Origin of the sequence: Photorhabdus viridis (genome assembly GCF_040256935.1) — a bacterium.
Taxonomy (GTDB): domain Bacteria; phylum Pseudomonadota; class Gammaproteobacteria; order Enterobacterales; family Enterobacteriaceae; genus Photorhabdus; species Photorhabdus viridis.
Genome location: NZ_JBEJZY010000034.1, coordinates 26,379 through 40,656, shown reverse-complemented (window position 1 = coordinate 40,656; position 14,278 = coordinate 26,379). Strand labels below are relative to the sequence as shown.

General features: G+C 45.5%; 12 protein-coding genes. 5 read left to right on the top strand and 7 right to left on the bottom strand.

The genetic code is table 11. From position 1 onward, the window contains the following. The first annotated feature begins 1 nt into the window (after nt 1). The 3 genes from ABR397_RS15325 (at nt 2) to ABR397_RS15315 (ending at nt 2,541) form a co-directional block, all read left to right on the top strand. On the top strand, nt 2–1,063 hold the full coding sequence (locus ABR397_RS15325; protein ID WP_350306505.1) for an NAD(P)/FAD-dependent oxidoreductase: 1,062 nt from the start codon (nt 2–4) through the stop codon (nt 1,061–1,063). A 221-nt stretch (nt 1,064–1,284) separates the two neighbouring features. Further along, entirely contained in the window at nt 1,285–2,280 is a 996-nt protein-coding gene (gene yhjD / locus ABR397_RS15320) for an inner membrane protein YhjD (protein WP_350306504.1), read from the top strand. Nucleotides 2,281–2,334: 54 nt separating this feature from the next. Next, nucleotides 2,335–2,541, top strand: a complete 207-nt coding sequence (locus tag ABR397_RS15315; RefSeq protein WP_036846083.1) for a 2-hydroxymuconate tautomerase family protein — start codon at nt 2,335–2,337, stop codon at nt 2,539–2,541. 46 nt (nt 2,542–2,587) lie between these two features. Here ABR397_RS15315 and ABR397_RS15310 read toward each other — a convergent pair whose 3' ends face one another. The 7 genes from ABR397_RS15310 to dppA form a co-directional block, all read right to left on the bottom strand. Continuing rightward, entirely contained in the window at nt 2,588–4,072 is a 1,485-nt protein-coding gene (locus tag ABR397_RS15310; protein ID WP_350306503.1) for a pitrilysin family protein, read from the bottom strand. Between the two features lie 178 nt (nt 4,073–4,250). Continuing rightward, nucleotides 4,251–4,958, bottom strand: coding sequence for a HAMP domain-containing protein (locus tag ABR397_RS15305; RefSeq protein ID WP_350306502.1), 708 nt, complete (start codon nt 4,956–4,958; stop codon nt 4,251–4,253). A gap of 235 nt (nt 4,959–5,193) precedes the next feature. Further along, a complete protein-coding gene (gene dppF, locus ABR397_RS15300) occupies nt 5,194–6,213 on the bottom strand; it encodes a dipeptide ABC transporter ATP-binding subunit DppF (protein ID WP_350306501.1) in 1,020 nt (339 codons plus the stop codon). Beyond that, complete coding sequence (gene dppD, locus ABR397_RS15295) at nt 6,210–7,190, bottom strand: dipeptide ABC transporter ATP-binding protein (protein ID WP_350306500.1); 981 nt, start codon at nt 7,188–7,190, stop codon at nt 6,210–6,212. The genes dppF and dppD overlap by 4 nt, the downstream gene beginning before the upstream one ends. Nucleotides 7,191–7,202: 12 nt before the next feature. Then, nucleotides 7,203–8,102, bottom strand: coding sequence for a dipeptide ABC transporter permease DppC (gene dppC, locus ABR397_RS15290; RefSeq protein WP_350306499.1), 900 nt, complete (start codon nt 8,100–8,102; stop codon nt 7,203–7,205). Nucleotides 8,103–8,112: 10 nt separating this feature from the next. Then, the gene (gene dppB / locus ABR397_RS15285) at nt 8,113–9,132 is read right to left on the bottom strand and encodes a dipeptide ABC transporter permease DppB (protein WP_350306498.1); all 1,020 of its coding nucleotides are present in this window, start codon (nt 9,130–9,132) and stop codon (nt 8,113–8,115) included. A 218-nt stretch (nt 9,133–9,350) separates the two neighbouring features. Then, nucleotides 9,351–10,958 carry a dipeptide ABC transporter periplasmic-binding protein DppA gene (dppA, locus tag ABR397_RS15280; RefSeq protein WP_350306497.1) on the bottom strand — a complete coding sequence of 536 codons (1,608 nt, stop codon included), beginning with the start codon at nt 10,956–10,958 and terminating at the stop codon, nt 9,351–9,353. Nucleotides 10,959–12,238: 1,280 nt separating this feature from the next. Between dppA and ABR397_RS15275 the strand changes: the two genes are divergently transcribed. Beyond that, nucleotides 12,239–13,468 (top strand): DegT/DnrJ/EryC1/StrS family aminotransferase, encoded by a 1,230-nt coding sequence (locus tag ABR397_RS15275; RefSeq protein WP_350306496.1) that lies wholly within the window; start codon nt 12,239–12,241, stop codon nt 13,466–13,468. After that, nucleotides 13,449–14,276: an HAD-IIB family hydrolase gene (locus tag ABR397_RS15270; RefSeq protein ID WP_350306495.1), complete on the top strand. Its 828-nt coding sequence runs from the start codon at nt 13,449–13,451 to the stop codon at nt 14,274–14,276. The genes ABR397_RS15275 and ABR397_RS15270 overlap by 20 nt, the downstream gene beginning before the upstream one ends. The last annotated feature ends 2 nt before the right edge of the window (nt 14,277–14,278 follow it).

The following is a 14,278-nucleotide window of genomic DNA, read 5'->3' as shown; positions in this document are numbered from 1 at the left end:
CATGGCTTCACAATGGGACCTCATTATCGTTGGGGGAGGACTGGCTGGTAGTGCATTGGCATCCTGGTGCAGTCAATTACCACTCAAAATTTTGCTGCTGGAAGCGACAGTGCCCGGCGCCGGAGGAGCAACAGCACATTCACGGGGGATCATACGCGTCTATGATCCACTGTATGCTCTGATGACAAAGAGTATCCAAGGCATTAAGGTATGGAGCGAGATCGCAGTAAAGCATCCCGATGTCTTTACCCGCTGTGGCCTGGTTTACCTGCTAAAAGCCGAACATCAGGCACTGGCTCGTGAGCGGATTGCCGAGTTTTCTTCCGATGAGTACCCTATTCATATGCTAAGTGAAGCCGAATCTGCCTGCCGCTTTCCTGCTCTACAACATCACTGCTTTTCCAACGGGCGCATTACGTTGTGGGAGCCGCTTGGCGGGTATGTTAATCCTCGTCAAGCGGCGCATATTTTCGTCGATAAAGCGCGTTTTCATGGTGTAGAAATTCTCGAAGGCTCACCCGTTAAAGCGGTGCGGGAAGTGCCGGGCGGAGTTGAAGTGATCACCGGAGTAGGTACAAGACTTCCGGCCAGGCTGGCAGTAATTGCAACCGGAGCTCACACGCCGCAACTGTACCCGGAGAGCCAGATCTTCAGTCGAACTATTCCACTCAGTTGTCTACAAAGCATGCAATTCGATGCACCGGAGCAGTGTGTTATTGACGAAAATTCAGGAGGCTACCTGCGCCCTGAATCTTCCTCTTTTTTCTTTGTGGGTGGAGCGACGCAGTATGATGCATCAGATCCCGACCAACTGCACTGGCAGCCAGAACAGGCGAATGCACGTCATCACCAGTTAGCAAATCAACTCCTTCTCTGTCAGAGCACCGTCGTAGACGGGCGAAATGGATATGATGGCTACACCGCCAACTATCTGCCAGAAATACAGTGCCTGCCTGATCGCGATATTGCAATCTTCAGCGGTTTCTCCGGAAGAGGCGCCAAATATATTCCCTGGGCTGCACGTGAATTCAGCCAACAGTTAGCTGAACGCCTATGCATTTAGTCCCGTTGCATTAAGAACAATTCAGGTAAATCAGTAAATTAACGTCTATCCGTTATCTGTACCTCCATGACAAATCTGGCCTGCAAAACCCCAGCTTTGAAAAAGTCTTCATTTAACATTTGAATACTTAATTACCTGAGTATATTCAATTGTTAATAATTATCTTAAAGTGGCATGATGAGATCGCTCATATTTATTCAAGGTAATTGTTGAGGCTATTCATGCCAAAGGATGTAAAAAGACAGGAAATAACAGAACATCAGCCGGAAAGGTTATCCAGAACACCTTTGGAGAAAGGCATTCATCACGGTAAAAAAGCGATTTCTCTGACCGTCAGGGTAGGAGATTATATCCGTAATATTCCTATCATTGCTCACTTTATCCGGGCAACGCTACGCTTTAATGATCGAATGGGTAATCAGTTTGGAGCGGCAATAACCTATTTTTCGTTTTTATCGCTTATCCCCATTCTGATGCTCTCTTTCGCCATTGCGGGTTTTATTCTGGCTTCTAATCCTGATTTACTGGCAAAGCTAATCAATGGTATTGCAAACAGTATTAGTGATGCGACACTTGCCAATACGCTGAAAAATAGTGTTGATACTGCAATTAAACAGCGTACTACCGTGGGATTAACCGGTTTGGCAATTGCTCTTTATTCCGGTGTGAACTGGGTAAGTAATTTACGCCAGGCGATTCTTGCCCAGTTTCACCCTGTCTGGGTACGGAATCAGGAAGAGAACGATAAAATCTATTTTAAATATATTCGTGATGCTATTTCTCTGATTGGGCTGTTATTAGCTCTGGTGATCACGCTGTCACTGACCTCTATCGCCGGCTCCGCTCAGGCAACCATCGTTAAGATATTAGGGTTAGATGGCATTGAGTGGCTGCGTCCATCCTGGTTCCTGATTGGCCTGGCAATTTCTATTTCAGCCAACTATCTGCTTTTCCTGTGGCTATTTTGGGTATTACCCCGCCACCAACCCGAACGCAAGGCATTGTTGAAAGGGACATTGATGGCAGCTATAGGTTTTGAAGTTATCAAATATATTATGACCATGACGCTGCCACGCCTCGCCAGCTCCCCTTCCGGCGCAGCTTTTGGCTCTGTTATCGGCCTGATGACATTTTTCTATCTCTTTGCCCGCTTAACGCTGTTCTGCGCTGCCTGGATAGCCACTGCGGATCCTCATCAAGATCAAAATACCGAATAAATGTGTCCTGGCAGAGCTAATCTGCCAATAATAACTGTTGAAAAGGAGCTGTTTATGCCGTTTGTAAATATCAGAATTACCCGTGAAGGTGCTACAGCAGAGCAAAAAAAGCAATTAATTGAAGGCGCTACCCAGTTACTGGTCGATGTATTGGGAAAAAATCCTGCAACCACCTTTGTTATTATTGATGAAGTCGAAACTGATAACTGGGGAATTGGCGGTAAGAATGTAACTGAACTCAGGGCCGAAGCTAAAAAGTAGTCTTCCGAGCATGATAAAGGGCGGTATTCCCGCCCTTTTTGCTGGCTTAAGAAGCCTCTTCTTCTGGCTTAGATACCGGCAGCTGTGCCGGAATATCAATCTTATGCGGCGCCAACAACATAATCTGATTAAAACTATGTCTTAGCTGGTTTACATCCATTTCAGCTTCTCCTTTCGGCTGAATCAGAATAAACGCGACTTCTTGTGAAAGGATCTGTTTCAGTTCATGGTTTAGCATTTCAGGTGTCAGGGAAGCTAAAAATGTTTGTCTCAGGCGTTGATACTGTTCAGGAGCAATATCCACAACATTACTTTGTTGGGACAAAAGACGCTGATTAATCAGAATATCCGTGCTGGTATGGGCATACATGGCAAACAACTGGCTGAGTTGGGCTTGTTTCTGCGCATACAGCTCATCAAACTGTGCCTTTGGCAACCCCTTATCACGTAGTGTGACCAATTCAGCAGCCAGATACTCCATCGCGGGTTTTAAATTACCTGCCGTCGTATTGAGATTCAGAGCACAACTCGCACGCTGATACTGAACTTTGCAATCCAGTCCCAATTTTAGCGCTTTATCATTTCTTCTCTCCAGCCCAAGTTGCAGGTAGCGATAAAGTGCCTCACGGGCAATATCACTGATCCAATAGCGGCTCAACACATGTGAATCATTCATCGGCTGCCAGTTGAGATCCCAAATCAAGGATAAGGTATCTTCTTTCTTTTTGTCACTGATAATCCCTATCGTATCCGGTTTCATGGGTAACAACGCCGCAATCGTTGCCGGAGTATGGCGCTTACCCTTCAATGATGAAAACGACTGATTGATATTTTCCAGTAAAGTACGGCTCTCCACGTTTCCCGCGATATACAGCGTCATCATGTCAGGGGTATACCACTGCCGGTAAAATTGCTTAAGTTTATCTAAATCGACAGGTTGAGCAGTGGCCTGTGCCGGATCATGCCCCAACAACGTTGAACCTTGCAAACGTCTGCGCCACACCGGGTCTTGTATATCCTGAGGATAGGTCGCTACCGATGTACCCGCCATTTTCATAGCATGTTGTAATGTCTCTGGTGTAAATACCGTTTTGCCCGCCGCGTCAGCCAGCCAACTCAACGCACTTTTTAACAGTTCAGGACGATTATGCGGCAAACTCAGGCTATAAAGCGTGAAATCATATGAAACAATAGCAGGAGGCAGCGGATATTTAGGATCGACGGCACTGTCCCATAGTTGTTCCAGTTTAGCGGAAGACAAACTTTTGCTGCTGAATAACGCGATTTTCGGAATCAACCAGGTATAACCCGTTTGCTGAGTTTTTTCCGCCAGCGAACCTGTTTTCACTACAAGGCGCAACTGTATTCTGTCGTTAGGACGCTGTGGCGTCTGCAAAATTTGCCAGTTAAAACCATTTTCCAGTTTGCCTTGTTTCCAGGCAGGGTCAGGTTGCAGAGCTTCTGCCTGTACCTGGCCCGCAATGGCCAGCATTATCCCACCAATAAAATAACGAATTTTCGTACCCTGCATGTGAACCCCTATAGATGTCTATCCTTGGTTTTAGCCTTCGGCGGTTTAACCAGTGATGACAGAATATGTTCCCTTCGACCAATAACAACGGTAGAAAAAGCAAAAACCTGAGTTTTAGCAGGTGAAATCCTGTCAGAATTATAACTGAGGGTTAGACCTCAAACCGCCCCGGATGGTTTCATGATGACGGAGGTTTATGTTTATCAAATTGACGATTATATCCCCTGATCAGCAAACCCAGTTCATCATCCTGGTGGCCTTTAGGGCAAGTCATTGGCTCTGGTGGTTGATCGTTATTAAGATCCCGTGCAACGTTACGCAATGGGTGCACAATAATCCGGTTGATACACCAGCTTATCGATACAGTCAGAATAAGCGCTAACAATAAATACGTTGTCAACATCAGCGCCAACGCATTAATAGCAAAACGATATATCCGATTAGAATCCACCTGTAAAATCAAATGTCCCAGCGGCTTAGCGTCTATTGGCGCTGAACCATAAGCATGGAGAGGAATACTCACCTCCACAGGGATCCCAAAAATACGCTTAGCCAATTCTGGAATTGGGCGATGGGTGGCAAAGCTCAATCGTATCACCCGGATATCCTCCGGTAACACCACATCTGCCCGCCCTAAAATACCCGCAGTACGTAGCCCTATCAGTAACTCTTTTGCCTTACCGAGATCGGAACTGAGCAGCGCTTCGGTTAAAGGCGCCTGTACCTGAACTGCCGCATTATTAAGCTGACTGATATAATCATCTTTACGCTGCTGTATAAGATGACACAATTGAATAGTAATAAAAATAGCAATGGTCACCAGCGTGACGCCGGTCACTGCGGCCATCTGTTTAATGGTTAACGAACGTTTGACGCGCAATTTCATTTTCACTCAAACCAATGCCTGTGAGATATCGCAGTTATAACATGTGATCAATGGAACTGAGTATACTTGATTTTATCGCTAACGATCCTGTTTCACTTATCCAAGTCGTTATTTTTCTGAAATAATTACCTTTAGTGGCTATCTGTGACGATGAGAGACAAAAACCAATATTTAAATGGTGATAATGGCTAATCCATTATCACCAAAGATGTTTTAATACATGATTGCCAAGTCATTACTCCACAGCAACATTTTCATCCTGATCAACAGCAAAACAAGCAATTAGTTGTTCACCATATTGATTTAATTTTGGCTGAAACTGAGTACAGGCGTTAAATGCCCGACGACAACGAGCCGCAAACGCACAACCGGGTGGTGGATTCATCGGGCTTGGCAATTCACCTGTCAATTTTATCCGTTCGCGGCGTAATTCCGGATTCAGCCTTGGCGTTGCTGATAACAGCGCCTGTGTATACGGATGACGTGGATTACTGAAGATCATCTCCTTGCTGCCTTTTTCCACACAGCGACCAAGGTACATCACCATCACCTCATCAGCGATATGCTCAACCACAGACAAATCATGGGAAATAAACACATAAGACAGCCCCAAATCCTGCTGCAAATCCATCATCAGGTTCAACACCTGTGCCCGCACCGAGACATCCAGCGCAGAAACCGGCTCATCCGCAATCAACACATCCGGGTCCAACATCAAACCACGGGCAATTGCGATTCGCTGACGTTGACCACCAGAGAACATATGCGGGTAACGGCTGTAGTGTTCGGTTTTCAACCCTACTTTCGCCATCATCTGCAACACTTTCTCTTTACGTTCATGCGCATTCAGTTTGGTATTGATCAGCAGAGGTTCCTCCAGGATTTGCCCAACTTTCTTACGCGGGTTGAGCGAACCATAAGGATTTTGGAACACAATTTGGATTTTCTGGCGGCGCAGCTTTTCAGCGTCTTTATTTGGTACCAGCAGATCCTGCCCCTGATAATAAAGTTCACCGTCAGTTGGCTTTTCTATCATTGTCAGTAATCGCCCCAATGTGGATTTACCACACCCCGATTCACCCACAACTGCCAACGTTTTGCCTTTCTCCAGTTCAAAAGAGATACCATCCAGCGCTTTTACAGTACGGGCAGGTGAAAATAATCCCCCTTTGATTGGGTAATATTTTTTCAGTTCTGTCGCTTTTAATAACGGCGCCGTTGATGTTTCCCGCGCCTGATAAATATGTTCACTCATATTGTCGGCCTCCCCGCGTCATCCAGCGGTGTATGGCATTTCACCTGACGTTCCCCTACCGTTCTTAATTCCGGCTCCATCTGACAGCAATGGTCATTAGCATATGGACAACGCGGATGCAGCAGGCAACCAATAGGCCGGTCATATTTCCCCGGCACAACGCCCGGTAAAGAGGCAAGACGGGATTTATCCGTGGCAAATTCAGGTAATGCCCTGAGCAGCGCCTGAGTATACGGATGGCGTGGCGCACGGAAGATTTCTGATGCCTTACCGGATTCCACAACCTGCCCGGCATACATCACGATAATATGATGGGCAGCTTCTGCGACTAATGCCAAGTCATGGGTGATTAAGACCAGCGCCATATTTTCCTGTTGTTGCAGCTCCAGCAACAGTTCAATAACCTGCGCTTGAATGGTGACATCCAAAGCCGTTGTCGGTTCATCAGCAATAAGCAATTTTGGCCGGCAAGCAATTGCCATTGCGATCATCACCCGTTGGCTCATACCGCCGGATAACTGATGCGGATAAATATCCAGACGCGACGCAGGATCAGGAATACCAACCAATGTCAGCAGATCGATCGCCCGCTGGCGGCGGGTGCGACGGTTGCCGCCCTGATGCACTTTCAGCGCCTCCATAATCTGATACCCAACGGTATAACAGGGATTTAGGCTGGTCATCGGATCCTGGAAGATCATTGCCACTTCCGCGCCAACTAGTTGGCGGCGCTCTTTCTCCGAGATTTTGGTCAGATCACGCTGACTAAATTCCAGTTTGTCGGCCATCACCCGGCCCGGATAATCAATCAATCCCATGACGGCCAATGAACTGACTGATTTACCAGAACCGGACTCTCCGACAATCCCGACAACCTGCCCCTGCTCAACACGGTAGCTGATGCGATCAACAGCGCGGAATGGCGCATCTTCTTCACCGAAGTGAACCGATAATTTTTCTACATTTAACAATGCCATTTCTCTACCTCGCTACTGCTTGAGTTTAGGATCAAGTGCATCACGCAAACCATCACCCATCAGGTTAAACGCCAACACTGTCAGCAGAATTGCCAACCCTGGGAAAGTCACCACCCACCAGGCACTTTGTGCAAACTGCAATACATCAGACAGCATTGTTCCCCATTCCGGCGTGGGTGGCTGTGCCCCCATCCCCAGAAAACCCAAAGCAGCCATATCGAGAATGGCATTGGAAAAGCCTAAAGAAGCCTGCACAATCAACGGCGCCAGGCAATTAGGCAGAATATTGATAAACATCTGACGCATGGAACCCGCCCCTGCTACTTGTGAAGCCGTGACATAATCACGGTTAACCTCCACCAGTACCGCAGCACGGGTTAAACGGATGTAATGGGGCAGAGCCACAAAGGTCAGCGCCAGAGAAGCATTGACAATTGACGGCCCAAATATCGCCACTAGCACCAACGCTAACAACAGGCTTGGCAATGCCAGCATAATATCCACGATACGCATGATGATAATATCCACCACGCCACCGAAATAACCGGCCAACACCCCCAATATAACCCCCATTAACAGGGATAACACCACAACCAAGCACCCCACCAGCAGTGAAAGCCGGGCGCCATACATCAGACGCGAAAGTAAATCACGACCGACATCATCAGTACCAAGAATAAACTGCCAGCTTCCCCCTTCCTGCCATACCGGCGGAGTCAGCAAAGAATCACGGAACTGCTCCGCCGCACCATGCGGCGCGAGAACCCCCGCTAATAAGGCAATCAACAACATCAGCACAATATAAACCAGGCCGGCAACCGCCCCCTTATTGCGCTTAAAGTAATACCAGAACTCCTGCATCGGCGTCATAATCTTAGGCGCATTATTTGCAGGCTCAGTCACTTGAGACATAATACGCTCCCTATTTCTTATGACGGATACGCGGGTTAACAACACCGTACAGCAAATCAACCACTAGGTTAACCAAGATAATCATGATCGCCACCAGCAATACCCCTCCCTGAACCACCGGATAATCCCGACGTTGAAGGGCATCGATCAGCCAGCGTCCAAGCCCCGGCCAAGAGAAGATGGTTTCAGTCAGAATAGCCCCCGCCAGCATGATACCCACCTGCAAGCCGATAACGGTCACGACCGGCAGCAGCGCATTGCGCAACGCATGAACCACAATCACACGGATGCGGCTCAAGCCTTTAGCGCGGGCGGTACGGATATAATCTTCACCCAATACTTCCAACATAGAAGAGCGGGTCATGCGGACAATCACCGCTAGAGGAATCGTTCCCAAGACAATGGCAGGTAAGATCATATGCATCACGGCATCTTTGAAATCACCTTCTTCACCCCAGAATAGGGTGTCGATCAGCATAAAGCCCGTCAGCGGATAGCTATCATCAAGGAAAACACTGTCGCTTATCCTCCCGGATACTGGAGTCAGATCCAACTGGACAGAAACCAGCATGATCAACATGATCCCCCACCAGAAGATCGGCATAGAATATCCGGTTAGGGAAAGGCCTATCGCAGTATGATCAAAAACCGATCCACGCTTGACTGCCGCCAGTACCCCAACTGGAATACCGACCGCAATAGCAAACATCATGGCGCATATCCCCAGCTCCAAGGTTGCCTGGAAACGGGGAACAAATTCTTCCCACACAGAGATACGGCTTTTCAGGGAGATACCAAGATCACCATGTAATACACCGTTTACATAATGAAAATATTGCTGCCAGAGTGGCTTATCCAGCCCCATTTCAGCCATTAGTTGAGCATGGCGCTCAGCAGATATTCCACGTTCCCCAGCCATAATAGTCACCGGGTCTCCGGGGATCATATGGACAAAAGCAAAAGTCAGCAAAGTAATGCCAATAAACGTTGGAATCACTAATCCCAGACGTCGGAGTATGAACTGCAACATATCCCGAACTCTCTTTTTTAAATGCCGGTTACAGCTCTCAGGCCGCTTGGCTTGATAAGGGGGAGGACTTTACCCCTTTTCGCTCACAACTCAATGAACTTCCTGCCTCTACTTGTTTGTCAGCCTTTCCCCGGCGATAACTGATAGCCGGGGAGAAGTCGCCACCTCCGTTAAAAAATCAGGAAGATGGCCTATCAAACCGAGTAGTAAAAACAAGATTATTCAAGAGATACATTGTTAAAAATATGTCTGCCCAAAGGATCAACGACATAACCTTTCACCTCTTTACGTACTGGTTCATAAACCGTGGAATGAGCGATAATCAGCGCCGGAACCTGTTCGTGCATTACAGCCTGAGCCTGTTTATAAAGCTCAACGCGTTTAGCATGCTCAGAAGCGACCCGTGCTGGCTGAATGACATCTTCAAACGGCTTGTAACACCATTTAGAGTAATTGGAACCTTGTTCTTTGGCTGCGCAGCTAAACAACGTTGCGAAGAAGTTATCTGGGTCGCCATTGTCCCCCGTCCAACCCATCATCACAATCTGATGCTCGCCATCTTTAGCCCGTTTTAGATATTCACCCCATTCATAACTGACAATTTTGGCCTTAACACCAATTTTCGCCCAGTCAGCTTGAACCATTTCAGCCATGCGGCGAGCATTCGGGTTATAAGGTCGTTGTACTGGCATTGCCCATAAATCGATAGCAAAACCGTCGCTCATCCCTGCATCTTTCAGTAACTGCTTCGCTTTTTCCGGATCGTACTGGTAATCTTTAAGAGCATTGTCGTAACTCCACATCGTTGGTGGAATCAGATTTTTGGCTTTCTGACCCGCGCCCTGATAAACCGCATCAATGATAGCGTCTTTATTGACAGCCATTGCCAACGCCTGGCGAACTTTGACGTTATCCAGTGGCTTTTTGGTGACGTTGAAAGCAACATAACCGACATTCATACCCGGCTGTTCCATCAAGACGATATCTTTATCCTTCTTCATGCGAGCAATATCCGCTGGATTTGGATATGGCATGATCTGACATTCATTTTTCTGTAATTTTGCATAACGAACGGATGCATCAGGCGTAATAGAGAAAACTAGCCGGTCAACTTTGGCTTTATCTTCCCAGTATTCTTTGAAGGCTTTATACAGAATGCGAGAATCTTTCTGATATTGCAGCAACTGGAACGGGCCTGTACCAATTGGATTCAGATCGACTTTCTCCGGCGTACCGGCTTTCATCATCTTATCTGCATATTCGGCTGACAGAATAGAGGCAAAATCCATTCCTAAGTCAGCCAGGAATGGCGCTTCCGGGCGGTTCAGTTCAATTCGGACAGTATAATCGTCTACTTTTTCAACCTTATTGATCATCTCACCCATACCCATACCAATAAAATACTCATAGCTGCCGCCTGACACCTTGTGGTATGGGTGATTTGCATCTTTTTGCCGCATGAAAGAGTAGATCACATCATCAGCATTGAATTCTCGGCTTGGTTTGAACTCTTTGTTATCGTGCCACTTAACGCCTTTGCGCAGATGAAAAGTGTAAACTTTACCGTCATCACTAACATCCCATTTTTCAGCCAGACTCGGGATAATTTCCGTTTTACCTGTTTTGAAATCAACCAAACGGTTATACAGTGGCCTTGAACTGGCATCATAAGTTGTACCCGCCGTGAACAGTTGTGGGTTAAATCCTTCTGGTGAGCCTTCAGAGCAGTAAACCAATGTTTTTGCCTGAACGCTGGCGGTTACGGCCAATGCAACTAAGCTGACCCCTAGCTTCAATAACTTCGCTCTTTTAGAGAAAGTTGTCATTTTCTTGCACTCCATTTGTGATGTTGTTATGTACAGCCAGAATCTGCACTTCCTGTCAGAAACTGCGCTGTTTAGGTTTTGTTTATTATTTTCAGCTTATCAATTAAACAACTGTTGTCTCTTGCGTCAATAAGATCTCAACAAATGTCATAAACAACAGGAAAACACAAAAGAAACTAATAATTAACATAGTTAGCACAAAAATATGACAATGCGCACATTTTATAGACAAAAAGACCATAAAGAGCTCATAGATGCAGGATTAACCACTGTTAACCTGTGCGCAAAATTTGTGGTTGTTTGATTAATTAGTAAACGATTATTTCAGAGAAAATGATGATAACTGGCATAAAATGCTGTGTGTCGAATAAAATCGACACCTGAAAAATAAGTCAAATAAGTATAACATTAATAATATAAATAAATACAAAAACCTGTTACTCGTTTATCTACTTTTCATCGCTTCTGGTTTCATTAATAATTAACTAGTAAATTAATGACCGTTGCCATTATCAGGTCGCTATTAATTCCAGGCTGGCTAAAGACATCTTTAATTATTTAAATCTCATCTCCTTCATCAACATAAAAAACAGCTTCATAGAAAGAAAGTAATTTTTTCATCATCGTAAATACTGGTATTAGTAATTGACTTAGTGTTAGTGGTGAGTGTTTCTAGTAACCAAACAACAAGATAAGTAATGCAATAGCAGAATAGCAAGACAAAAACTAAAATGATAATTTAGAGGGTATAAGCCGGACTCCCAGGAATTTCTAGCACTCTAATTCCACGTCAGCCACAAATGAATCCATAACGATGAGCTTGTCATCACTCTGTAAGGTGCAGTCCCCGCTGAATAGAATTTGCTGCCAAGTCTATGGCGACATCTTTTGATCAACATCAACGCCTTAGCGCTGCCTTTCACTTTTTACTCTGTCAGCAGCTGCAACAGTATTGTTAAGTTGTAGGTAAACAATCCCATTAGCAACCAGCCGCGCACACTGATTACTGTTGTAAAATTCAATTTTTGTGATTCAAATCAACATTAATCAAACAATTACTTAATGATTCATTAACACTTAAGGGGTAGCCTATATAAGCAACACTTCTAAATCTGGATACTACTACAATTATTTTTTGGATGGACTTCGCTCAAAAAATAAGAGTGGTTGGTAAGTAACATGACCGAAAGAGTCGTGTTCATCAATGAACATACTCGCAAGGTACAAAGTTTAACGCTGGAAATAAACAGCTTATTAGCAGGGAATTTATAAAGAGTAACATGAAAGATATTTCTGAAATCAATAATGAGATTTTTAAAGCAGCCTCAGTACAAGAACTGATGTCTCAGTTCCCGCATATTACTGAGTCAATATCATCTGAAAGTGAATACGATAAATTAGGGAAAGTTCAGTTCCTTCCACTCAACCGTTTAAATTCTTCGGCCGAGCGTAGCAAATGTCTTCAAGTTATTTCTGAAGTCATTGAGTCTGGTTGCTTTACCAGCGGACCATTCATTGCTGAAATTGAAAACTATCTTTGTAGTTTTTATAAAGCAGATACATGTATTGCCTCCAACAGCGGAACGGACGCGTTGAAGATAGCCCTGAAGGCAGCAGGCGTTAGCACGGGTGATGAGGTCATCTTACCACTGAATTCTTTTGCCGCTACGGAGAATTCCGTGATGGCCATCGGAGCCAAACCGGTTTTCGCAAATATTGATGAATCTTATAACATGGTACCGGGTGAAATTAACCGCCTGAAAACGCCTCGTACGAAAGCCATCCTTCCTGTCTGCCTTTACGGCTCAACAAAGAATCTGCGTGAGATCTACCATGAGTCTAAGCAACAGGACGTGCCGGTGATCGTCGATGCTGCCCAGTGCTTCGGAGTAAAATCCGTAATCGACCACTGCGATTTAATGATTCTCAGTTTTAACCCATTCAAGAATATTGGTTCCTTTGGAAAATCCGGTGCAGTTTTGACCCGCTCATCCAAACTTGCAAGTCTCGCAAGGCAATACTCGTATCACGGATTTGCCGAAGGGAAAAAGAATATTAAGGCACAGGACTGGGGGTTAAACAGTCGCATGGACAATATGCAGGCGGCAACGCTCAAGGTGAAATTAACGCACTTTGAAAAAAATTCAGCCAAACGCTGTTTCCTGGCGGCAAGATATATATTGTCCCTGCGCCATCTGGAAGCAGAATTAAAATTACCCACAGAAACTCTCGAGAATACATGGCATCTTTTCCCATTGTACCTCAAGCGTAAAAAACGGGGCGAACTACTGCAATTTGTCAAGGTAAGAAACGTGGAACTGGATATTTATTATCCGGTCCTGTCGCATTGTGGGTCGCATGAATTTGCCGTTCATTATCCTAACCATGAACAGTTTATCCCATCTGAACACATCCATTGTAGGCTAATCCATTTACCCCTGCATAACCATATGTCTTTGCAGGAACAGGATATTGTTATCGAGGTACTGCATGCATTTTTCCGTTCATAAACTTCCAATTGAGTTTCCACTTCCCCCTTCGATTAAGGCTGTTGTCTGCTGCGATCTGGATGAAACCTACATCCCTTTCTCCGATGAAAATAAATCGCTAGGAGGCGTAGCCCAACTTGAAGATTTTTTAGCTGCTGAAGGTGAAAAAAAAGGGATATTGCTTGGTTGGATAACCGGAACTAACCTGAGTTCCGCATTACGTAAGGCTAATGGTTACATCTCACGTAGCCCGAATTTTCTCTGCTGCAGCCTAGGCACCGAATTTTATTGGATCAAAGAGGGGAAACTGGTTGCATCTGCCTCTTGGGCAGAAAGAATAAGGCGTTCAGGTTATTGCCGGGATAATGTTGATGAAATTGTAAAGGCCATACGCGAGCACGGCATTTCACTTGAAAAGCAGCCCGATGATTACCAAGGCCAGTACAAGATAAGTTTCTATTATCAGATCCGGGCAGAAATGCAGCGTGATTTTGATTGGATCGATGCCCTAACCAGCAAGTATCAGATTCGCGTGCTATTCACCAAATGTAATCCTGCCGCTGGAGATCCGGCCGACTGCTACGACGTCGAATTTATTCCCCGTTGTTGCGGCAAAGATGAAGCTGTTTCCTTTTTGATGGAAGAAACATGCCTACCAAAAGAGAAAGTTTTCGCTTTCGGTGACAGTGCCAACGATTTTCCGATGTTCGCACGCGCAGGGCAAGGCTATTTGGTAGCCAATGCCGATCGCGACGCCATAAAAAAGCATGGCAACAGCTTGGATAAACCATACTGCCACGGAATTCTCAGCATAATAGAAAGGATTTGATA